Source organism: Martelella sp. NC20 (assembly GCF_013459645.1).
In the GTDB taxonomy this organism is placed as follows: Bacteria; Pseudomonadota; Alphaproteobacteria; order Rhizobiales; family Rhizobiaceae; genus Martelella.
On the sequence record NZ_CP054861.1, the window covers coordinates 190,490 to 212,635 of the forward strand.

Below are 22,146 nucleotides of genomic sequence, written 5' to 3' on the forward strand. Positions count from 1 at the left end.
GGTCCCGCGCGCTTGCAAGCGCCCAATCGAAACTGGAAAACCCATGGAACGCAGCATCGAGAACGCCGCCGCAATCGAACGCAACGATCGTTCATGGACGGCAGCACTTGCGCCATACCGGCGTCCGAGCACGCTGCGCAGCACGGTCGAGATCGCGATCACGGCGCTGCCATTCGTCGCGCTCTGGGTGTTGACGGGCCTTGCCGTGGTGAACGGTATCTGGTGGGGGCTGTTGCTGACCATTCCGGCGGCTGGCTTTCTCGTCCGGCTTTTCATCCTGCAGCATGATTGCGGCCATGGCGCGCTGTTCGCCCGGCGCGGTCTCGATGACTGGATCGGCCGCGTCATCGGCGTGTTCACGCTCACCCCTTACGATTACTGGCGCCGGACCCATGCGGTCCACCACGCCACGACCGGCAATCTCGACAAGCGCGGCATCGGCGATGTCGATACGCTGACCGTGCGGGAATATCGCGCGCTGTCGCGGTTCGGGCGGCTGCGCTACCGGCTCTACCGGCATCCGGCCGTGATGTTCGGTCTCGGCCCGGCCTGGCTGTTCATCTGCCAGTACCGGCTGCCCCTCGGCCTGATGCGCGCCGGAATGGAACCGTGGACATCCACCGTCGCGACCAGCATCGGCGCGGCCCTTCCGGTCGCCCTGCTGATGTGGCTTATGGGCCCGGCATCCTTCCTGATGGTGCAACTGCCGATCACCCTGATGGCGGCCACCGCCGGGGTCTGGCTGTTCTACATCCAGCATCAGTTCGAGGAAACGCAGTGGACTGAGGCGAAGGACTGGAATTTCCAGAGCGCCGCGCTTCACGGCAGCTCGCATTATGACCTGCCGCTACCCCTGCGCTGGATCACCGGCAATATCGGCATCCACCACGTCCACCACCTCGCCGCGAAAGTGCCGTTCTACCGGCTGCCGGAGGTCCTGCGGGACTATCCGGAATTGCGCGGCATCGGCCGCATCACCCTGCTCGAGAGCCTGCGCTGCGTGAACCTCGTCCTGTGGGACGATGCAACGCACCGCCTCGTCTCGTTCCGGCAGGCGCGGCGTGATGGCCTGGCGCAAGCCGGGTGACCGAGCGGGCGCTGCTTTTCAGAGTTCCATGACGTCGACCGCGACATTCATCGCCAGGAAGGCGTCCGAAGCGCCGGTGAAGCCGCCGGAAATCGGCGTGGTCTGGGCGATATCGCGGGCGACTGCCACGGGGATGAGGTTGGCGCTGCCCATGCTGCGGTTGGTCGGGTCGAAGGTGATCCACCCGGCGCCGGGAAGAAACACATCCACCCATGCATGGGTTGTTCCGCTGTCGCGCGACCCCGTCAGCATCCGGGCGGGATTGTAGAGATAGCCCGACACGATCCGTGCGCCAAATCCCAGCAGGCGGGCGGCCTCGGCGAACAGCACCGCGAAATCGCGGCAGGTGCCGGACCCCTTGGTCAGTGTCTCGACCGGCGCCTGCGTGCCCTCCGCCTCCCGGCTCAGATACATATGCCGGTTCGCAATGCCCGCGCTGATGTCCTTCAGCAGGGACAGCGTGTCGCCGCCGACGAAGCCGCGGACCCAGCGATCGAGCGTTTTGGCCGGATCGGGATATTGCTGATCGCGAAGCGCACCGAGGTCTTTCCACTCGTTCTGTTCGTAGAAGAACGGATAGTTGATCGCGGAAACGGCGATGTTGAAGATCGGCCAGTTGGCGGCCCTGAGGTCGACGACCGCGGCGCTGTCGATGGCAAGACTTGCCGTCGGCTCGGCGAAGCTGGCGGTCGCGATCGAATTTCCGAAAACATCCGTCGACCAGTTCAGCGTGGCCCCCGGAGAGACATCGATGTCGTGGCTGACGAGCAGGAGGTCATGGCTCTCGCGCGGGCGGATCGTCAGCCTGTGGGGAGCAAGAAGAACCGGATAGCGATAGCTGTAGGTGGTTCGGTGCCTGATACTGAGTTTGGTCATGTCGCTCTGCGCGCCTCATCCTTCATCGCTCTCTGGATGCTTGCCAGCGGTTTCGCGCGGAAACAAACCGGGGCGACGGTCGTTCGTCCGGATCAGTTCCGGTCAGGCTCCGTGTATTCCGCGGCGCTGCGATAGAAATGCTCGGCGTGCTGGTAGTCGTTTTCCGCGCCGACGCGGTCGCCCGCGGAAATCTTGAGGGCAGCGAAGGCGAGGTGCTGGCGGTATTTTTCCATCAGGCCCTTTCGCGATGTCCCGGTATTCCGGTCGGTCCGTTGCCTGGTATTTTGTTTTTCCATGTTATGCCGACCCCGTGGGTCGCTCCTGATTGGTGAAAATGTGTCATAAGACAAGCGCCGTGCGTCCATTCGGACAGCATGATGCGCTAGTCGATCTGATCGGCGACAATCCTGCGCAACTCATCGCGACTGAGGACCTGTTGCCTCTCGGGCTTGGGCGGCAGCGGTCGACTGGCAGATCGTGCCGATGCCGGCGGTGTCTTCGGAATGGTTGTCATGAGGCCTACACGCAGGAGCAAGGGCTCGACTGCGGCCATTGAACGTCAGGGGTTGAAAGAAGAGGTACACCCGCCGTCAGCATGACGGGAAGGGGTTGTATTATGTGTACGATATAACGCTATTGTGGCTGTATTGCGTTCCGATGCCGTCAATTCGGCACGATGCTCCGGGTCGCCGGTATCGAGGATGGCCGCCCTGACGCTCGCTCCGGTCTGCGGCAACGCCCGCGCCACCGACATTGCCCCGATGACGACCTGTGAACAGCACAGCCAACGGACATCCGGTCGTCGATCCTCATCGGCATGCGCCTCTACGCAACATTGCATGGCAGTTTCGAGACTTGCGATCCGCTCTCCGCGCCAACCCTATCTCGCGGGGCGGGAGGTGCGGAAAACATCATCCCAGAAACGCGAGGTCACGCCGAAATTGCAAGCTTCGTTCGCATGATGCATCGCATGGTTGCGCTTGAGCTTGTAGAGATAGCCGGAATGCGCCGGATGCCGGTGGTGTACCAGGTGATGCACGCTCACATACCAGAGATATCCGGACATCAGCCCCGACGTGGCGATACTCGCCATCGCAAAACCGGTCAGCCAAAAGAGGGGCAAGAATACCAGGGCGAGGAACAGTGCGACACTGAGCCAGGTTGGCGTTCCGACCAGTGCTAGGACCTCCCTGTGATGACGTTCATGCATATCCCTGATCCAGGGCAGATGATGCAACACGAAGCGATGCAGAAGATATTCGAGCAGCGTCCAGAGCGCCAGGCCACCCAGAAATGTCGCGATGGCGGCGATTATTCCGTCGCCACCCGCATGCATGACGCCGGCCACGCCAAATGCCGCGATCAGCACTGGATAGGCGACGAAATCAGCGAAATAGCCCGTTTTCGAGAGCAGCATATCAAGTTCCTCACTGCCTGGTTCCCACAGATGTGGCGCCGGGCCTGGCCCGCTTTCTCGTTGCACAAACAAACTGCGGGATAACGCAGCTTATCACTTCGCTCTTCTCCGGGACACAATCAGTTATTTCAGCGGAAATCCTCTGCCGTGAGCAGGTACATGGTTCTCTCTTTGTGGAAATAGGCTTCTCGCGCGACGCTTTGAACGGCCTCGCGTCTTCGGTCAAATGAACGCAGGCAAGTCTCTTCGTCAACTTGATCGCCCGTGGCCAGCTTGCGAGCCAGCGCCACTTTCGCCCGTTTCATGCCCCGCCGTTTCGCGACACCCATCGCCCAGCCTTTCAGGGCGGAAAACCTCGAGGCGCGCGTCAGCATGATATGTGCGGCTTCATAAAGCGCGGTGCGCGCCATGGCGTCACCGACCCTGGTGATGCCGCCGTCTCTGTCGGTCTCGCCGGACTGGTATTTTCCAGGCGTCAGCCCGAAATAAGCGCCGACAGTTCGGGACTTGGAAAACCGTTCCGGATCATCGACCGCCGAGCGATAGGTCAGCGCCACCAGAGCGCCCACGCCGGGCACGCTCATCAACCGATGGCAGACAGGATCGGCCCGGGCGATCTTCAGCATCTCACGATGCAGCCGAGTGAATTCGTCCCACGGGGCGGCCCGCGCCTTCAGCATCGCACCGATCACCGTCGTCAGCATGTCATGGCCTTCGATGAGGTCGCGAATGCGGGCATCAAAACGGCCGTGACTTACCTCTCCGACCTTGAGCCCGTAACCACGCAAAATGCCGCGGATACTGAGTTCGACATCGCGCAGCTTGGCCTGCAACAGTTTGCGGCCAACCAGCAATGCCCGCACGGCCCGAGCGTCCGCGGATTTTGCATGAACCGGGCGAAACCAGCCCATGCGCAGCAATTGCGCGATCCCACGGGCATCCTTGCGGTCCGTCTTCACGGTCATCGCTGACAACGCCGCCCTCACATGCCGCGTTTCCAGCAGCACCACATCAAAACCTGCGGCAACCAAACCTTCGCGCAACCATTGAGACAATGGCCCCGCTTCGAGACCGATCCTGACGATCCGAAGCTCAAACTCGGCAAGATACCGCGACAACGCTGCCGGTTTACTCGCCACTTTCGTTTCGCGTACGATCTTGCCCGACGCATCCACCACGCAAATACTGCTCTGTTCCAGCGACACATCGATTCCTGCATAATAGTCCATGGCTGTTCCTCGCTTGATGCCTGGGGCCGAAACCATCGGACCCCGTTTCAACATCATCACTCTGGGGGACAGCCACCTTCATGGCCACCAGAGGAGCGCAGGCCCATACGGCATCTAGAAGGACCGGAGAAAACTGGCCGCACCCGTCGGGGCCGCAACGGAGCGGAGGGCGGAGCAGGACAGGAAAAGACGGAGGGTCCGCCGGAGGTGGAAACCATTTTTTTTGGCCGAAGACGTTGCTGACAGGCGCCGGGCTTTTCAGTCCCATAGTCAATTGATCACACACAACAGCGGCAAGACATTCCTCAGCCATGGTAGCCCGGCTCAGCTTTGCGCAATGATGCTCCGACACTGGCAAAGGCAATTTCTGCGAGGGCAATAAAAGCCTGCTGAAGAACGCTGCGAAACAAGATCCACATCGGCGGCTGGCGCATGCATGTTCGATAACTACTCCTCCCCGTAGCTCCAGGAGCCCAGAATATCCTGAAGGTGGTCGGCCATCTGTTGCCCGCGGAGATTATCTGCCCACACGAGGCGGAGCACGAGGTTGAACCGGTCGGCAAGCGGATAGGCTATGACATCGTCATTCGAGATCCTCAGATTGGCGGGCAGTATCGAGCAATAGCCATGGTTTGCGACGAGATCGACCGAAACCGGTATACTGTCGACTTCGGTAAAGCGGATCTGCGACAGCCAGTTGCTTCCCAGAATGTGTTCAAGAACCTCCTCGGCCACCTGTCGCAGACCGGCTGCGCGCGAAGGCAACACCAGATGGCCGTTCAGCAGCGTTTCCCGGATCAGGCTCTGTTCATCATGCCAGTCACTGATCTCCGCTCCCGTGCGGCGTACGAAGAAACTGAGGCTGCTGCGGTGAATGTCGCGGCTCTTCAGGCGCGGCGATGTCGCTGGCGAATCCACCAGGATCGCGTCATAGCGCTGCAGTTCAAGACCCTCGAACAAGGCATTCACAAGTCCCGGCTGGAGATAGATCTGTGAGCCGAAACGACTGCTCCAATTGGCAATGATATGCCCCAGTATCCTTGCTGACGGGCTGTCCGGCGTCGCCGGCGGGACGCCGCCAAGCGACCAGAACTTCAGGTGACGGCGGAAACGGCTTTCCGATGCCGTGGAAAGCCGCGTCCATATATCCCTGAGCTTTTCGACATGCGGCGATATCCTGAGCGCCAACCGCGAGGGCGTTGAGCCGTCGCGGCCGCGCATGAACAGAGCGCCGCCGAGGCTCTTTTCGGTGGCCGAGATCATGCGCGTCAGTTGCGGTTGACCGATCTGCAGCCGCCGCGCGGACTTTCTGATCGATCCTGTTTCCATGACATCGGAAAAGCGAAACAGGGCGGCAAGCGAAATCGGACTTTCGATGATCGTGCGTTCCGAAGCATCCTGACATTGCGCATAGATTGCCCGGATGGCGTAAGCGGCTTCATGGAGGAGCGGCCGAATACTGGTGCCTTCCGCCGTCAGGGTCAACCCTTGCGCACCCTGCTGGAAAAGCTGCACCGAAAGCGTCTTTTCCAGACGCTTGATCGCGTCGGAGACTGTCGAGGCGGGCATGTCCAGGCTGCGTGCGGCCCGCAAAACGCCGCCTCTCACTATGGCCTGATCCGCAACGAAAATGGTCGAGATTTTCACCTCCACTCTCCATGCAAACGCGATGGGCAGGGCAATACGACATATGGCATCCGGTTTTTGGGATATAGCATGTTCCAGAATCCGCCGCATAGTCATTTTAGACACGGAGGGAATGCATTGGCTGGCTTCGAACTGGTTCTGACGGGACGGATCATTCTCGCGGATCGCGAGATCCCCGATGGTTTCATCGCGGTGGCGGCAGGAAAGATCGTGATGATCGGTCAGGGAAAACCGCCCGCGGCCGCCGAGAGACATGATTTCGGCAATGGGCTTATCCTGCCCGGCGCGGTGGATGCCCAGGTCCATTCTCTGTCGCAGCGCGGAACCGAGGGGTTTGCGGCCTCGACGCGTGCGGCGGCCGCAGGCGGGGTGACCACAATCGTCGACATGCCCTATGACGAGGGCGATCTGATTTGCTCCGCCGAAGCGGTGGCGCGCAAGGCAGCGCTCGCCGATCGCGAAGCGCGGGTCAGCGTTGCGCTCTACGGCACCATCCGTCCCGCAGATGGCGCGGCGCGGATTGCCGAACAGGCGGCAAGCGGCGTTTGCGGCTTCAAGTTTTCGACCTTCGGCACCGACCCCGAACGGTTTCCGCGCATCCCGCCGGCGCTGCTTCGCAATTGCTTTGAAGCCGTTGCGCGCACCGGCCTTGCCGCCGGCGTTCATAACGAGGACGACGATTATGTGCGCGCCGCGATCGCCGAGGTCGAGGCGGCGGGCATCACCGACTGGCGTGCTCACGGCCTCTCCCGCCCTCAACTCGCCGAAACCCTGGCAATGCTGCAGATCTACGAAACCGGCGCGGAGACAGGCTGCCCGGCCCATGTTGTGCATTGCTCGGTCGCGCGCGGCTACGAAATTGCCGAAAGTTACCGCCGTCAGGGCTTTTACGCGACCGCCGAATGCTGCATCCACTACCTGACGCTGAACGAGGAAAATGACGTGGCGCGTCTGGGCGGCATGGCCAAGATCAACCCGCCGGTGCGACCGCGGCGCGAGGTTGAGGCGATCTGGCGTCATGTCGCCGAGGGCCGCGTTTCCATGGTCTCGACCGACCATGTGAGCTGGGCGCGCGAGCGCAAGACCGATCCAGCCATGCTCAAATGCGCCTCCGGGGTTCCCGGGCTTGAGGTGATGGTTCCACTGTTCGTCAAGGGCGCGATGGAACGCGGCGTGCCGCTGTTCTGGGCTGCACGCCTGATGGCGGAAAACCCGGCGCGTCACTTCCGGCTCGATCATCGCAAGGGCGGCATCGAGGTTGGCCGCGACGCCGACCTGACCGTGCTTGTCGACCGGCCCGCCGTCTACGAGGCCGCCGCCAGTGCGCATTCGGTTGCCGACTGGTCTCCCTATGACGGCATGGCCTTGCCCTGGACCGTGGCCGCCGTCTGGCATGGTGGCAGGATGGCGTTCGATGGCAACAAGGTTCTGGCCGCGCCGGGCAGTGGCGGCTTTGTCCGCCCGCCCGAAACGCTGGGCCTGCGCCGGGAGCTGCACGCATGAAACGCAATCTTCATGCCTCGCAGGACCGGATAGCCGCTGACCTGACGGCGCTTTCCGCGATCACCGATCCCGAAAGGCCCTGGACGCGGCGCGCCTTCTCGCCCCTTTTCGACGAGGGCCGGCGCTTCCTGTCGGATCGCTTCAGGGCGGCGGGTCTCACTGTTTCGCTCGACGCCGGCGCCAATCTGGTCGGTCTTCGCCAAGGGAGCGAGCCCGATTCCGGCACGATCATGCTGGGGTCTCATTCCGATACCGTTCCCGACGGCGGACGCTTCGATGGCGTCGCCGGGGTCGTCGTGGCGCTTGAGGTGGCCCGCGTTCTGGCAGACCGGGGCGTGACACTGCGCCACAACCTCGCCATTGCCGATTTTCTCGCCGAGAAAGTGTCGATTTTCGGCGTTTCCTGCATCGGCTCGCGGGCCATGGCCGGGGTTCTGCCGCCCGCATGGCTTGAGCGGCAGAGCGCCGGCCGCGATCTTCGCCGGGCCATCGGCGATGTTGGCGGCGATGCGGAGGCTCTTACAGTTCCGCTTCGCCATGATCTCAGAGCCTTTCTGGAAATGCATATAGAACAGGGGCCGGTTCTGGAGCGCGAGGGCCTGAGCCTCGGCATGGTGACCACGATCGTCGGCATAACCCGGGTGGAGGTCAGCGTTACGGGGCAACCCGACCACGCCGGCACGACCCCGATGGACGGCCGCGTCGACGCTCTGGCCGCCGCCGCCAAACTGGTGCTTTCAATTCGCGCGAAGGCTGTGGAAATGACGGCGGCGGGGCGGCATTTTACCGCGACGGTGGGCGAATTCGAGATGAAGCCGAATGCCGCCAATGTCGTTCCCGGCCATGTCCGCATGCTGATCGACATTCGCGCCGAGACCGAGGCCGATATGGATACCTTCCTGCGCTGGATCACAGACCGCGAGCAGGATGAACATCAAAACGGCATTGTGGTCGAGACCCGCAAGATTTCCGCCAACGACCCGGTACGCCTTGACGACGCACTTGTGGATGCCTTGTCCCAATCGGCCTCGGCGCTGGATATCGGCCACCGGCGCATGGTTTCCGGCGCCGGCCACGATGCGGCGTTCATGGCGCGTCTTTGCCCTGCCGCAATGGTGTTCGTGCCCTGTGCTGGCGGGCGTTCGCATTGCCCGGAAGAATGGGCCGATGCGGCTGATCTGTCTCTTGCCGCCGAGGTTCTGGCGGATACCGTAATCTCGATCGACGCGAACAAGGAAGGATAGCAGATGGCACGCGTTCTCACCGAAAAGGATGTGGAACCCGCCGTGCGCGGCGGCGCGGTCTATGCAGCGGGCGGCGGAGGCTGGGTGCATCACGGCCGGATGCTCGGCCGCGCGGCTGTCAATGCCGGCGCGCCGGAACTGGTCTCGGTCGAGGAACTTGATGATGATGACTGGGTCGCCACCGCCGCCGCCATCGGCGCGCCCGCTTCGACCACGCCGTGGGAGATGCGCGGCGTCGATTATGTGAAGGCGGTGCAGCTCCTTCAGGAAGCGCTCGGCGCGCGCGTCGCGGCGCTGATGATCGGGCAGAACGGCAAGTCCTCGACCCTCAACGCCTGGCTTCCCTCCGCCATTCTGGGCTGCAAGGTGCTCGATGCGGTCGGCGACATGCGCGCCCATCCGACAGGCGATATGGGCGCCATCGGCATGGCCGGACGGCCGGAACAAACGATCCAGACCGCCGTTGGCGGCAATCGCGCGCAAAACCGCTATATCGAGCTTGTCACCCGAGGCGCCACGGGCCGCGTTTCGCCGGTGCTGCGCACCGCCTCGGATATGTCCGGCGGCTTTATCGCTTCGGCGCGCAACCCGGTGCATGCGTCCTACGTTGCCGGAAATGCAGCCCTTGGCGGAATTTCGAAGGCGCTGGAACTGGGCGAGGCCATTCTGGCGGCCGAGCCCAAAGGCCCCTACGCGATGCTCGATGCCATCGCTCGTACCACCCGCGGGATCTATATCGTCGAAGGCGAGATCACGGCAAAACAGGTGACTTATACGAGTGAGGCCTTCGATGTCGGCACTGTGACGATCGGCAACGGCGATCGCGCCGTCACCTTGCATGTGATGAATGAATATATGGCCGTCGACGCAGCCGACGGACGCCGCATTGCCACCTTCCCCGACGTCATCACCACGCTTTCTCCCGAGGCCGAACCGCTGTCGGTCGGCGAGTTGAAGGTGGGCATGAAGATCCATGTCCTGCATGTGCCGAAGGCACTATTGCCGATCAGCACCGGGGTTCTCGATCCCGCCGTCTATATCCACCCGGAAAAGGTCATGGGCATCGACCTGACCTCTTACGCATTGGAGGGCTGACATGCCGAAGGACAATCCCCGCCATCCGGCCTTTCCGATCCCCTCCGGCCCGACGCTTCGCGCCAAAGGCTGGCGGCAGGAGGCGCTGTTGCGGCTGATGGAAAATGTCCTGGCCGTCGGCGAGGACCCGGAAAATCTGGTGGTCTACGCCGCTCTGGGCAAGGCCGCGCGCAACAAGGCCGCCCATGATGCGATCCGTCAGGCGCTGATCAATATGGATGACGATCAGACCCTGATCATCCAGTCGGGCAAACCCGTCGGTCTGATGAAAACCAGTCCCGAGGCGCCGATCGTCATCATGGCGAACTGCAATATCGTCGGGCAATGGGCCAGAGCCGAAAACTTCTACGAAATGGAACGCAAGGGGCTGATCTGCTGGGGCGGCCTCACTGCCGGGGCATGGCAGTATATCGGCTCGCAGGGCGTCATTCAGGGGACCTATGAAATCTTCATGCGGATCGCCGAGCGCCGTTTTGCCGGCAGCCTTGCCGGGCGTTTCATCCTGACCGCCGGTCTCGGCGGCATGGGCGGCGCTCAGCCGCTCGCCGGGCGGATGGCGGGCGCGGCAATCCTCTGCGTCGAGGTCGATCCCGCCCGTGCGGTAGCGCGCAGGGAAATCGGCTATCTCGATGAAATCGCGCCGGATCTAGACGCGGCACTCGCGCGGATCGAAAAGGCTTGCTCCGAAGGCCAGGCGGTCTCGGTCGGGCTCGTCGGCAATGCCGCGGAGGTTTACCCAGAAATCGCCCGGCGCGGTGTTAGCCCCGATATCGTGACTGATCAGACCTCGGCGCACGATCTGGTTTATGGCTATATTCCCGAGGGGTACGATCTCGACCGCGTACGTCGTCTGCGCGCGCAGAACCCGGACGAACTGATCGCGGCCGGAAGGGCCTCGATCGCGCGGCATGTTCGGGCCATGCTGGATTTTCAGAAGAGCGGCGCGGAAGTGTTCGACAATGGCAATCTGATCCGCACACAGGCTCAGATCGGCGGCGTCGAGAATGCCTTCGACATTCCGGTTTTCACCGAAGCCTATCTGCGGCCGCTGTTTTGCCGCGCGATCGGGCCGTTCCGCTGGATGGCGCTGTCGGGCGAGGCTTCCGACATCGGCAAGATCGACGATCTTGTGCTCGAAATGTTTCCTGATAACAGGATCGTTACAAACTGGATCCGGCTTGCGCGCGAAAATGTTCCCTTTGAAGGACTGCCCGCCCGCATCGCCTGGCTTGGCCATGGAGAACGCAGCGCGCTGGCGCGCGCGGTCAACCAGATGGTCGCGACCGGCGCGCTGCAGGGGCCGGTCGCGTTTTCCCGCGATCACCTTGATTCCGCAGGAATGGCGCATCCCAACATCATGACCGAGAATATGCGCGACGGCTCCGATGCGATCGCCGACTGGCCGCTTCTGGATGCGATGCTGTTATGCGCGTCCCGCGCCGATCTGGTCACCGTTCATTCGGGCGGCGGCGGCTATGCCGGCTACATGACTTCGGCCGGCGTCACGATCGTCGCCGATGGCACCGAGGCGGCCGACCGCCGTCTCGAAATCGCACTCGATAATGATACCGGTCTTGGCGTCATCCGCTATGCCGATGCCGGCTACCCGGACGCGCTGGACGAGGTATCGCGCAAAAAGATCAACCACATTCCCGTCTGATCCTTCGGAGTGACGGGAGACGCATGCACAACCGAAAAATACCAATCAAAGAGGGAAATGACCATGAAACTGAAGAACATTCTCGCAGGCGCATTGCTGTCGGTCGCGCTGGCCTCTGCCGCCATGGCGCAGGACGCGACCGATGAACTCAAATTCTCGTCCTTCCTGCCAGCCTCGACCGTCAACAACGCCGTATCGGTTCCGGCTTGCATCGAGCGGGCCGAGGAGCTTTCGGAGGGTGCCTTGCAGATCAGGCTGTACGCCGGCGGATCTCTGGTCTCGGGCGGCGAGGTTCACTCAAGATCGTGCAGGGCGGCATTGCCGACAGCGCCGAAATACCGATCCCCTACACGCCCGGCCGCATCGAAGGCATGGATGTCTTCGAGCTACCCAATCTCGCGCGCTCCAATTCCGACGGTTCGCTTGCGACGCTGGCGCTGATCGAAGAAGGCAAGATCACCGGACTGGACGATCTCGTCGTGCTCGGCGTGTTGCAGGCCGGCCCCTATTTCATCCACACCAGCGAGGAAATCGGCAGCCTGCGCGACCTTCGCGGCAAGAAGCTCAGGGTTTCAGGCCAGATGCAGGCGCAGATCGTCTCGCGGCTGGGCGCGGTCCCGGTCTCGAACATTCCGGCCACGGGGCTTGCGGAAAACATCAGCCGCGGCCTGATTGACGGCGCGCTGGCCGATACCGGCAATCTCTACAATTTCGGCGTCGGCGACCTCGTCCATTACCATGTCACCAATCTTCCGCTGGGCTCGTTCACGGTGTTGTGGGCAATGTCGCGCGATCGCTATGACAGCCTGTCGCCGAAATCGCGCGAGGCGATCGATGCACTGCGCGGCGAGTGGTTCACCGAAGTGCTGGGCGCCAATATGGACAAGCAGACCGATGAGGTGACGGCGCGGCTGGAAGCATCGGGCGATCACCATTTCGTCGCCTTCAGCGACGCCGATATGGAACGCGCAGACAAGGTGCTGCAACAGGTTGTCGATGGCTGGGTTGCCGCCGACCCGGCCAATGCCGATACGCTGGAAGCCGCGAAGGCAAATCTGGGCGAGTAGTCGTCGCGCCGGGAAGAGGAACCCGCTATGGCTAGACTGTCCAACATTCTCGCAGTGGTGGGTCTAAGCGCCTTGCTGGCGGTCACCGGCCTGACCCTGTTCGATATCGCGCTGCGGTCGGACATTGTCTATGGCCTGCGTGATCTTTTTCCCGGCTTCGACAATTTTGTGATGAATTCGGGCGTTGACGGCTTGTCCGATCTCTACGCCCCGCTCGGGATCGTCGCCATCGCCTTCTGTTTTCCGGCGATGGCGGCGGGCCGCAGCGCGATCACGGTGCGCTTCCTGATCGACTCTCTGCCTTGGCGTCTGCGCGAAGCGCTGGATGTCTGCGGACACCTGTGCCTGCTGGCGATGTTCGCGCTGATGGCGTGGTGGGTCAGCGACTATACGCTCGACATCTGGCACTCGGGGGAAACAACCTGGCTCCTGAACCTGCCGCGCTGGCCGGCCTGGGCGCTTGGTTCCCTCGCCTTGTGGATGTCGGCGCTCATCCAGCTCGTCGTTCTGGCGGGGCAATGCGGTCGCGCGCTCTCAGCATCCGAGCCAGCTCCTCTGGAAAATGCCGCGGAAGGAGCGGAATGATGTCGGACATCATGATCGGAGCGGCAGGACTGGTGACGCTGCTGGCCTTCATTCTCTTGGGGGTCCCGATAGCGGCGTCGATGGCCATTGTCGGCACGCTCTTCACCCTGTTCCTGACCTTCGACACTTCGGTCTTTTCGATCTTCGGCGTTGCGACGGTACAGTCGCTTTCCTCTCAGGAACTCCTGATCATTCCCCTGTTTATCCTTATGGGCGGCTTTTCGATCATTGCCGGAATGTCCTCGGAGATCTACCGGCTTGCCCATGCCTGGGTCGGGCACCTGCGCGGCGGCCTGGCGCTGACGACGGTGGGCAGCAGCGCCGCCTTCGGAGCGATCTGCGGTTCATCTGTTGCAACCACCGCGACCATGGTCCAGATCGCCCTGCCGGAAATGCGGCGGCGCGGCTATTCCGATTCCCTCATCGCCGGATCCATCGCCGGCGGCGGAACGCTTGGATCGCTGATCCCACCCTCCGTCGTGATGGTCGTCTATGCTATCCTGACTCAGCAAAGCGTGCTGTCGCTGTTTCGCGCGGCAATCGTACCCGCCATTGTCGCGGTGCTGTTTTACGCCATCGCCGTGCGCGTCTTTATCGCCGTTCATGGAGACACGTCGGAAACGCTGGCCCCTGCCACCTGGCGCGAGCGCGCCAAGGCGACGGGACAGGCCAGGCTGACCATGCTGGTCGGCGTCATCATGCTCGGCGGCATCTATAGCGGCATCTTCACCGTCAACGAAGGCGCCGCCGTCGGCGTCGCCCTGGTGTTCGCGACCTGCATCGTGCGGGCGCGCCTGACCCGCAGCAATTTCATCGATACGCTGAAGAAAGCGGCCTCCAACGTCGCCATGATCTATCTCATTCTGATCGGCGCCGAAATCTACAAGAGCTTTCTCACCCTGTCCGGTCTGCCCGAGGCCGCGATCGCCTGGGTTGGCGGCATGGGCCTGCCGCGCGAGGCGGTGCTGATTATCGTGGTCCTGCTCTATATCGGCCTCGGCTGCGTGTTCGATGCGATGGCGGCGATGATCCTGACGATGCCGTTCATTTATCCGCTGATCGTTGGGCAACTTCATTACGATCCGATCTGGTGGGGGATCATGAATGTGATGATCATCGAGATCGGCATGATCACGCCGCCGGTCGGCATCAACCTGTTCGTGCTCAACGGCATTCAAAAGGACCTCAAACTACGCGATATCTATCGCGGAGCCTCGTTCTTTATCGCGGCCGACGTCCTGCGCATCATTTTCTTCCTGCTGTTTCCCGGCCTTGTTCTGCTTTTCGTCTGAGCCGGCTGGCAGCCTCTGTGCCGTCAACGCGGTACCCGAGGGGATACCGGTCGAGGACATCGCCGGGATCGGCCATGACAAGGCGGCCCGGACCCGATCACCGGGCCTGCATCGGAGCGTATCGAGCAGGGACTCGATCTGGTCACGTAGACGGCGTTGCAGGGCAAGGCCGTCTACGGCCTGACCGTTGGCGTCGGCTGGAACAAGGACTGTCCGATTTCCCCCATGGAGGACGGAAAAAAGCTTCTGGACGCGGACTTGCTGGCTATGTCTCGAGCCTTCAGCCTGTCTTCGCTACGCGCGCACCGCGTCCATGGCGAACCGGCGTGCAGCCGGCGGTGGCGGAAATGTACCGTCAGTTTATCGAACTGGGCATCACCCCGGTCGTGCCGGAACGCGGTTCGGTTGGCGAAGCCGATATCACACTTGCGTCTCATATCGGTCTTGCAATGATCGGTGAAGGAGACGTCTTTGTTGAAGGCCGACCGACGCGCGCATAGAGCCCTTCAAGACGTCCGCTGAGCGACGCCAGAACCTCATCCGTCAGCGCCCTGATCGCCCGCAACGGATGGTCCGCCGGAACGCGATCCTCAAGTCGCACAAAACTGAAAAGCTCATCCCCGTGATCCGATCGCCCGCGCGTCAAGCCACCCGCGCAAAGCAATGCCAAAAGCGAATCACAAACTCAGCCCGCTGACTAGGAGTTGTTCAGCGGCCTGCTAAGTGGATGTTGTCGGCCAAGAGGCACTCTTACGGGCCTAAACCGGAGCCCATCCGTCTTCGTAGTCCCGACGAAAGGCAAACCAAGCACTATCGGGCAAACACCATGGGCCTGCGCATCGCCAGGTCGATGTCGACGATATCGCCGGGCTTCAAACCGATTGCACGCTCGATCGGAAGGCGCGCAACCAATACATGGGGATGGCAGTCGACCACCATGCGAACGGCATCGCCGAGGAACAACGCCTCACGGATTTCGCCGCGCCACCGGTGTCCGTCATCGACCGCCTCTTCTGCCGGCTTCAGTCCGACATGCTCCACACGCACCACGAGATCGACCGCGCCGTTGCTTCCGGCGGGAGATGATGGCTCAAGCGCCAGCGAACGTCCCGCTTCGTCCTGAAAATGCCTGCCGTCATTGCTCGCGGTCATCGCAACGATATTCACCTCGCCGAGGAATTCGGCAACAAAGCGGGATTCAGGCTGAAGGTAGATCTGCTCGGGCGGCGCATCCTGCACGATCCGCCCGTCGCGCATGACAACAACGCGTTCCGACATCGTCAAAGCCTCCGTCCGGTCATGGGTGACGCAGATCATCGTGGTTCCGATTTCGCGGTGAATTCGCCGCAACTCCAACTGCATTTCCTCGCGCAGCACCCGGTCGAGAGCTGAAAGCGGCTCATCGAGGAGAAGCACATCCGGCTCGAATACAACGGCACGCGCCAAAGCTATGCGTTGCTGCTGGCCGCCAGACAATTCCGAAGGACGGCGGTCCCCATACGTATCAAGACGGACGAGGGAAAGCGCGCGCTCGACACGCGCCTGCGCCTCGGACCGCCCGATCCGACGTACACGCAAGGGATAGCCAACATTCTGTGCCACTGTCAGATGCGGAAAAAGCGAGTAGTTCTGAAACACCATGCCGATATTGCGTCGATTCATCGGCACTGACGACAGGTCCCGTCCCGCGATCGAGAGCTTTCCACCGTCGGGCGTCATCATGCCGGCTATGGCGCGAAGGCAGGTCGTCTTGCCGGAACCGGAAGGGCCGAGCAAGGTGACGAATTCGCCCTCGCGAATGTCGAGCGACACGTCGTCAAGCGCCACAACAGACCCGTAATGTTTGCGGATGCGTTCCAGCTTGACGAAGTCCGGTTGCGGCCCGCGATCGCCACGGTCAGCTTCAACCGATATATTGATCTCAGACATGATCAGTCCTTTCGTAGGTCGGCCGCCGAAAGCGGCAGACCGAAGCCGCCGTTGCGACGCGCAAGAGCCAGGGCCACCGTCAATCCGATGACCAGCACTGCAATGAGAATCGAAGCGATGACCGCCGGCGCGGATGTCAGTTCCTCTTGCAAAGAAAGAAACATGCGCACGGTAACGGTCGGTTTTTGTCCTGTAATGAAGAGCGGCAGAACCAGATTGTCGAAGGCATGGAGAAAGCCGTAGACAAAGCCGACAAGCAAGCCGGGCGCAATCATCGGCAGCACGATTTCTCGCACGGTTCGCAAGCGCGAAGCGCCGCACATCAGCGCCGCGTATTCGATATTCTCATCAAGCTGGCGAACCACACCCGAGAGAATGACAACCACCAGTCCGACCGCGGCGGCGCCCTGCCCAAGGATCACGCCAGCCGCCGAACCGGACAGACCGATACGGTTGGCAAAGATGAAATAGCTGATCGCGATCACGATCTCCGGCAACACGATGGGAATAACGAGGAGCGCAGTCCCTGCCTGGCCCCAGCGCGGCCGGCTGCGCGCAAAGCCATAGGCTGCCAGCGCGCCAAGCGCCGTGGCCAGCAGCGCGTCGATCGCCGCATAGACGACGCTGCGCTGAAGCGGCTGCATCCAACTCGGATCGGAGAGCGTATGGATATATCCCTGCAGGGTGAAATAGGCGGGAGGGAAGCTGATGTCCTGTTCCGGTCCAAAGGAAAACGCAACGATCACCAGTTCCGGCAAGATCAGAAAGGCAAGGACCAGCCCGGCCGAAATCCGCCAGGCCCATGTCCAAAACGGTTCCGGTACGCGCTCAAAAATCGGAAACAGGCTCTGCGAAAGCAACGATTGCACCGGGCCGATGGCGTGATGGGCATGTCCGCGCAACCGCACCCGGCCGGCAAGAGCGAGGAGCATGGCGGGAACCGCGGCCGCGACGAGCATGATCACGGCCATCGCAGCGGCAAGGTTCCAGTTCAAAAGCGTCGTCGCCTGATCGACCAGCATCTGCGCGAACAGCAGACCGCGCGTTCCGCCGAGCGTCTGCGGAATAACATAGGCGCCGAGCGAGAGAATATAGACAAGGGAAGCCGCCGACCCGAGACCAGGGAGCGACTGCGGCAACGTGACCGTCAGGAATTCCTCGATCCGCGATGCCCCAAGGCTGGCGGCCGCTGTGCGCTGGTGCGCATCGATCTTCTCCATCCCCGACCACAATGTCAGCACCGCGATCGGCAGAAGAATGTGGATCATGCCGATCATCGTGCCGAAATCGCTGTGGCCCAGCAGAAGCGGCTCCGAGATCAGTCCAAGTCCAAGCAACATTTCGTTGACAGGTCCACGCAAGGCAAGGATCGCCGCCCAGGCGTAGGTGCGCACGATCACCGATGTGAGATAGGGCAGAGCGACGAGGCCGATCATCACCGACTTAAGTCGGCCAGGAACCCGCATCAGCGCATAGGCCATAGGGTAGGCAAGCACCAGGCAGCAAAGCGTGACCGTGATGGCGGTAACCAGCGTCTTGCCGAGAACAACGAAGAAGGTCGAGCTGGCCAGCAACCGCTGAAACTGAATGAGCGAAAACGACTGACCATCACGCAGGCTGTCGAACAGAAACTGCGCCATCGGCCAGACGGCGAAGATGCCAACGAAAACAATCGCGGGAAATGCGAGCAGAAGCGGCGCGTGCAGGCAGGCACTCAACCATGACCGGAGCGCGCCTTTTCGGCCGGCCCCGAAGGGCCGGCCGGATATTCCGGCTTGGTCAGCGAGCACGGAAGTTGTTCCATCCATCAAGCACGAGCGAGAGATTGCTCTGCCCCAAATCGCCCTCAGAACTGTAATAATCGTAGTTGATCGTCCGGTAGTTTTCCGGGTGATTGCCCGAGAACGGCATATAGGCCTGCTGCTCCTCGGTGAAATTCCCGGTGATCAACGGCGACGGCACGACAATTCCGTAATTGGTCAGTTCGGTGTATTTCACCTGCTGTTCCGGTTCGAACCACCATTTCAGGAATTGCTGAGCGGCCTCGTTGCCATTCGGGGCACCCTCCATGACCACGGCGTACTGGCGGGCAACCGCCGTGCCGGGAGGTGCTGCAAGCTTGATGTCCTGACCGGCCTTGACCGCCGACAGCGCCGCAGGGGCATAAGACCATGTCATCACGGTATCACCATTGACGAGATCCTGAATGCCCTTGGGCGCATTGTCCCACAACACGATGCTGTCCGCCACCCTGTCCAGTTCGGCAAAAGCCTTTTCAAGATCGAGCGGGTAGAGTTCATCCGGCTGAACGCCTGATGCGATCAGCGCATATTCGAGATTGATGGGAACGCCCATGCCGCCTGATGCCATGCCCCTGTTGCCCGGCCATTTCGCGGTATCGAAAAAATCGCTCCAAGAGGCCGGCGCATCGTCCTCGAAGGTCGGGGAATAGACCAGAAGCGCTGCCGTATCCTGCGAGACGGCGTAATCCTCTCCAATCAGCCCGGCCTCCTTCATCGCGTCCAGAACATCCGCGTTCCAGCCGGAGGTATCGATGGCCGTGAACACGCCCTGCGGCTGGATCAGATTGTAAATATCGCTGGTCACGCCGAGCGCAAGGTCAAAATCGGAGCGTCCTGTCCTGGCGGCAAGCTGCATCTTGGCGCCATAGTCCGTGTCCGACATCGTAATACCGACCGCATCGACGCCCGTCGCCGCCGAATAGTCCTTGAGTATTGCCTCCACGGCGTTACCGTTGATGCCGGCCGCATGAGCCACCACCACCTGCTCGGCATGGGCGGCGAACGGCAACAGAACTACCGCCGTCATTGCTGTAAGAACAGATAACTTGTTGAACATGATACACTCCTCCAGTTTTAAAAGATGCGACCGTCAAGGTCACCATTGCGCTGTTCGCGCCGGACGCGGCCATTCAGTCGCGACCAGAACGTCGAGCAGACTGTCCTTCATTCGCTCCCGCTCGAGCCTGTAGGCGGGATCGTTGTAGAGATTTGTTTGTTCGGTGGGATCACGCCCCAAATCATAAAGTTCGCCATCACGCGGACGCTGTGTTGTTGGCGCTCCATGCCAAACAACCAGCTTCATGTGTTTTTCACGCAGCATGGTCGTGAAAACGGGGGGCGTTGCGCTGTGCCCGCTGTCGCGATATTCCGCCAGCGCCCAGTCGCGCCAATCCGTCGCATCGCCGCCGCACAGCATCGGCAACAGGCTTTCGCCCTGCACCTGCTGCGCGTCACCGGCTTCAGCCGCGTCCAGCAATGTCGCGGTCAGATCGATCAGTTGAACGATTTCCTCGCGCCTCTGGCCGGGCGCGATCTGGCCAGGCCATCTCATGATCAGCGGTACGCGCACCAGCGCGTCATAAAGCATTGGCCCCTTCAGCATGATGCCGTGATCACCCAGCATCTCACCGTGATCGGAGCTGAAGATCACGATCGTATTTTCGCGTTGGCCCGACGCCTCCAACGCCTCCAGAATGCGACCGACTTCCGCGTCGATCATGGAAACCATCGCGAAATACCCGGCCCGTGCCTCGCGCAGTTCCTCTGGTGTATATTCGGCAAAGCCCGGCGCGTGTCCGCCATAGGACTTCCGGTGATACTCGCTTTGCACGAGCGGCTTGGTTTCAAGTTCTTCCGGTCCGCCAACGGGTTCCGGAAGATTTTTCGCATCGTAGAGCGCGCGGAAAGGCGCAGGCGCGCCGAAAGGATGATGTGGGTCGAAAAAATTTGCCATGAAATAGAAGGGAGCATCGCGACGTTCCCCGATGAAGGCGATGGCCTCCTCGGCAATCCAGTGGCTGTAGTGAGCCTCCACCGGCAGGACATCGACGGCCGTTGCTCCCTTGGCAATATTGCCCGCCTCCGCCGTAGCTCCGGAAGTGTCGCCGATCCGGGACCAGATATCCGGATGATTGTCCTCAAGCCAGCGGTGAAAGGCGTTTTCGGCGGAACGGTGAATCGGGTCGTGTGACCATTTATAGACCCGATAGCCGTCCTCCCGGCGTGGCTCCGGTCCATTGGCGCATGGCGCAAGGTGCTGCTTTCCGGCCATACCGCAATCATAGCCGGCCTCGGCCAGCGAGCGTGACACCATCGTCCGGTCTTCGGGCAGTTCGACGCCATTGGCCCACAGACCGTGGGCATGCGGGTAAAGCCCGGTCGCAAAGCTTGCCCGCGACGGGCTGCAAATCGGATTCTGCGCATAGCAGGAACGGAACATCGCCCCCTCGGCGGCAAGCCGGTCGAGATTGGGCGTGCTTATCGCCGGATTGCCCGCGCAGCCAAGCGCGTCAAAACGCTGCTGATCAGTCATCAAAACCAGAATATTCGGACGCTTCACGCCATCAGTCATGGATTCTCATATCGCTCATATGTGCATTACAAAAATCATATGAGCATTCCATTTTCGTCAGCGTCAAGAAAAAATCGAATAATTTACGGAATTTTCTGGTTTCTCATCCAGAAATAACCACCTATTGTAACGCACACATGCTCATATGAGCGCCATAAGGACACGCCAACACCGATGCCTGCAGACGTTGACAGCTTTACCGACCGTATTCTGTGCGCCGCGGCGGCGCGGCGCTTTTACCTGGATGGCATCGCCAAGTCGGACATCGCGAAGGAATTGGGCATCAGCCGCTTCCGCGTCGCGCGTTTAATTGAAAAGGCGTTGCGCGAGGGCATTGTCAGGATCGAATTCGTTCACCCTGCCGACGCGGTCGACTATGAGTTGAGCGCCATGCTGAAACGGGAGATGGGCCTGGCAAACGCCGTCGTCGTCAAGGACGCCGGCCTTGATACGGACATGTGTATTGACAGCATGGGCCGGGTGGCGGCGGAGCTGCTCTGCGACATCAGCGGGCCGGACGATATCCTGGGTGTCGCCTCGACCCTTGCCACGGAGGCGATGACCCGGCATGCCCGTCCCTTCTCCGCCCGCGCAGTGGTACAGCTCGGCGGGGCATGGCCCGGCGTGGCAAACGGTCAGACCTCGGTCGAGATGGTGCGTCGGATCGCGGAACTGACCGGCAGCCCCGGCAACGCCTTCTACGCGCCGCTCGTCGCCAGCGATGGCGACGCGGCCGATGCGCTCAGACGCCAGCGGGACTATCATATTGTCAGCGCGCTCTTTCCCGCCGTCACGCTCGCCATCGTCGGGCTGGGCGCTTTGCGCGAGGGACAGACATCGCTGTGGAGCATTTTATCGCAGGAAGAGCGTCTGGAACTGGCGGAAAGCGGCGCTGTCGGCGAAATTTGCGGACAGACCTTTGATCGAAACGGTCAGTCGGTGAAATCAGGGTTGTCGCACCGCTCGATCGCTGCCGGGCTGGACCAGCTTGCAAAATGTCCGAATGTGTTATGCATCGCCTTCGGCGAACAAAAGGCGGGACCAATCGCCGCCGCCATCCGCGGCGGCATAGTCAACTCACTGATCACACATGCAACGGTGGCCCGCGCCGTTCTGGAAACCCTTTCGGTCGAAGCGTGAC

Annotated in this window: 18 protein-coding genes and 2 pseudogenes; 10 read left to right on the plus strand and 10 right to left on the minus strand. The window is 61.6% G+C overall.

Translation table 11 applies throughout. From position 1 onward, the window contains the following. Positions 1 to 43 precede the first annotated feature (43 nt). Positions 44 to 1,087: a fatty acid desaturase gene (locus tag HQ843_RS00925; RefSeq protein ID WP_180900246.1), complete on the plus strand. Its 1,044-nt coding sequence runs from the start codon at positions 44 to 46 to the stop codon at positions 1,085 to 1,087. Positions 1,088 to 1,105: 18 nt separating this feature from the next. Here HQ843_RS00925 and HQ843_RS00930 read toward each other — a convergent pair whose 3' ends face one another. The 5 genes and pseudogenes from HQ843_RS00930 to HQ843_RS00950 form a co-directional block, all read right to left on the minus strand. Beyond that, a complete protein-coding gene (locus HQ843_RS00930) occupies positions 1,106 to 1,963 on the minus strand; it encodes a transglutaminase family protein (RefSeq protein ID WP_180900245.1) in 858 nt (285 codons plus the stop codon). 92 nt (positions 1,964 to 2,055) lie between these two features. After that, entirely contained in the window at positions 2,056 to 2,259 is a 204-nt protein-coding gene (locus HQ843_RS00935) for a DUF4167 domain-containing protein (RefSeq protein ID WP_180900244.1), read from the minus strand. Positions 2,260 to 2,843: 584 nt separating this feature from the next. Beyond that, positions 2,844 to 3,380: a sterol desaturase family protein gene (locus tag HQ843_RS00940; RefSeq protein WP_180900243.1), complete on the minus strand. Its 537-nt coding sequence runs from the start codon at positions 3,378 to 3,380 to the stop codon at positions 2,844 to 2,846. A 263-nt stretch (positions 3,381 to 3,643) separates the two neighbouring features. Next, positions 3,644 to 4,609 (minus strand): annotated as a pseudogene (locus HQ843_RS00945) (IS110 family RNA-guided transposase); the annotation flags it as partial. Positions 4,610 to 5,056: 447 nt separating this feature from the next. Then, the gene (locus HQ843_RS00950; protein ID WP_180900242.1) at positions 5,057 to 6,256 is read right to left on the minus strand and encodes a LysR family transcriptional regulator; all 1,200 of its coding nucleotides are present in this window, start codon (positions 6,254 to 6,256) and stop codon (positions 5,057 to 5,059) included. A 117-nt stretch (positions 6,257 to 6,373) separates the two neighbouring features. Between HQ843_RS00950 and HQ843_RS00955 the strand changes: the two genes are divergently transcribed. From HQ843_RS00955 to HQ843_RS29260, 8 genes are all read left to right on the plus strand, one after another. After that, on the plus strand, positions 6,374 to 7,759 hold the full coding sequence (locus HQ843_RS00955) for a dihydroorotase (protein WP_180900241.1): 1,386 nt from the start codon (positions 6,374 to 6,376) through the stop codon (positions 7,757 to 7,759). After that, complete coding sequence (locus HQ843_RS00960) at positions 7,756 to 9,003, plus strand: Zn-dependent hydrolase (RefSeq protein ID WP_180900240.1); 1,248 nt, start codon at positions 7,756 to 7,758, stop codon at positions 9,001 to 9,003. The genes HQ843_RS00955 and HQ843_RS00960 overlap by 4 nt, the downstream gene beginning before the upstream one ends. 3 nt (positions 9,004 to 9,006) lie before the next feature. Then, positions 9,007 to 10,098, plus strand: a complete 1,092-nt coding sequence (locus HQ843_RS00965) for a DUF917 domain-containing protein (RefSeq protein ID WP_180900239.1) — start codon at positions 9,007 to 9,009, stop codon at positions 10,096 to 10,098. A gap of 1 nt (position 10,099) precedes the next feature. After that, entirely contained in the window at positions 10,100 to 11,758 is a 1,659-nt protein-coding gene (locus tag HQ843_RS00970) for a urocanate hydratase (RefSeq protein WP_180900238.1), read from the plus strand. Between the two features lie 305 nt (positions 11,759 to 12,063). Further along, positions 12,064 to 12,825: a type 2 periplasmic-binding domain-containing protein gene (locus HQ843_RS00975; protein ID WP_180900237.1), complete on the plus strand. Its 762-nt coding sequence runs from the start codon at positions 12,064 to 12,066 to the stop codon at positions 12,823 to 12,825. Between the two features lie 27 nt (positions 12,826 to 12,852). Further along, a complete protein-coding gene (locus tag HQ843_RS00980; RefSeq protein ID WP_180900236.1) occupies positions 12,853 to 13,410 on the plus strand; it encodes a TRAP transporter small permease in 558 nt (185 codons plus the stop codon). Then, on the plus strand, positions 13,407 to 14,702 hold the full coding sequence (locus HQ843_RS00985) for a TRAP transporter large permease (RefSeq protein WP_210280280.1): 1,296 nt from the start codon (positions 13,407 to 13,409) through the stop codon (positions 14,700 to 14,702). Before HQ843_RS00980 ends, HQ843_RS00985 begins: the two co-directional genes overlap by 4 nt. Positions 14,703 to 15,049: 347 nt before the next feature. Continuing rightward, entirely contained in the window at positions 15,050 to 15,202 is a 153-nt protein-coding gene (locus HQ843_RS29260; RefSeq protein WP_246710464.1) for an aromatic amino acid lyase, read from the plus strand. Here the strand turns inward: HQ843_RS29260 and HQ843_RS00995 are convergent. The 5 genes and pseudogenes from HQ843_RS00995 to HQ843_RS01015 all read right to left on the minus strand — a co-directional run. Next, positions 15,178 to 15,348, minus strand: a pseudogene (locus HQ843_RS00995) (IS5/IS1182 family transposase); the annotation flags it as partial. The gene HQ843_RS29260 and the pseudogene HQ843_RS00995 sit on opposite strands and share 25 nt — an antisense overlap. Before the next feature lie 164 nt (positions 15,349 to 15,512). Then, positions 15,513 to 16,631: an ABC transporter ATP-binding protein gene (locus HQ843_RS01000; RefSeq protein ID WP_180900234.1), complete on the minus strand. Its 1,119-nt coding sequence runs from the start codon at positions 16,629 to 16,631 to the stop codon at positions 15,513 to 15,515. A 2-nt stretch (positions 16,632 to 16,633) separates the two neighbouring features. Beyond that, positions 16,634 to 18,421, minus strand: coding sequence for an ABC transporter permease subunit (locus HQ843_RS01005; protein ID WP_180900233.1), 1,788 nt, complete (start codon positions 18,419 to 18,421; stop codon positions 16,634 to 16,636). Continuing rightward, positions 18,411 to 19,490 (minus strand): extracellular solute-binding protein, encoded by a 1,080-nt coding sequence (locus HQ843_RS01010; protein ID WP_180900232.1) that lies wholly within the window; start codon positions 19,488 to 19,490, stop codon positions 18,411 to 18,413. The genes HQ843_RS01005 and HQ843_RS01010 overlap by 11 nt, the downstream gene beginning before the upstream one ends. Before the next feature lie 39 nt (positions 19,491 to 19,529). Further along, positions 19,530 to 21,005 carry a sulfatase-like hydrolase/transferase gene (locus HQ843_RS01015; RefSeq protein ID WP_180900231.1) on the minus strand — a complete coding sequence of 492 codons (1,476 nt, stop codon included), beginning with the start codon at positions 21,003 to 21,005 and terminating at the stop codon, positions 19,530 to 19,532. Between the two features lie 174 nt (positions 21,006 to 21,179). On the opposite strand from HQ843_RS01015, the gene HQ843_RS01020 reads away from it, so the two are divergent. Continuing rightward, positions 21,180 to 22,145, plus strand: coding sequence for a sugar-binding transcriptional regulator (locus HQ843_RS01020; RefSeq protein WP_180900230.1), 966 nt, complete (start codon positions 21,180 to 21,182; stop codon positions 22,143 to 22,145). Position 22,146: the final 1 nt, after the last annotated feature.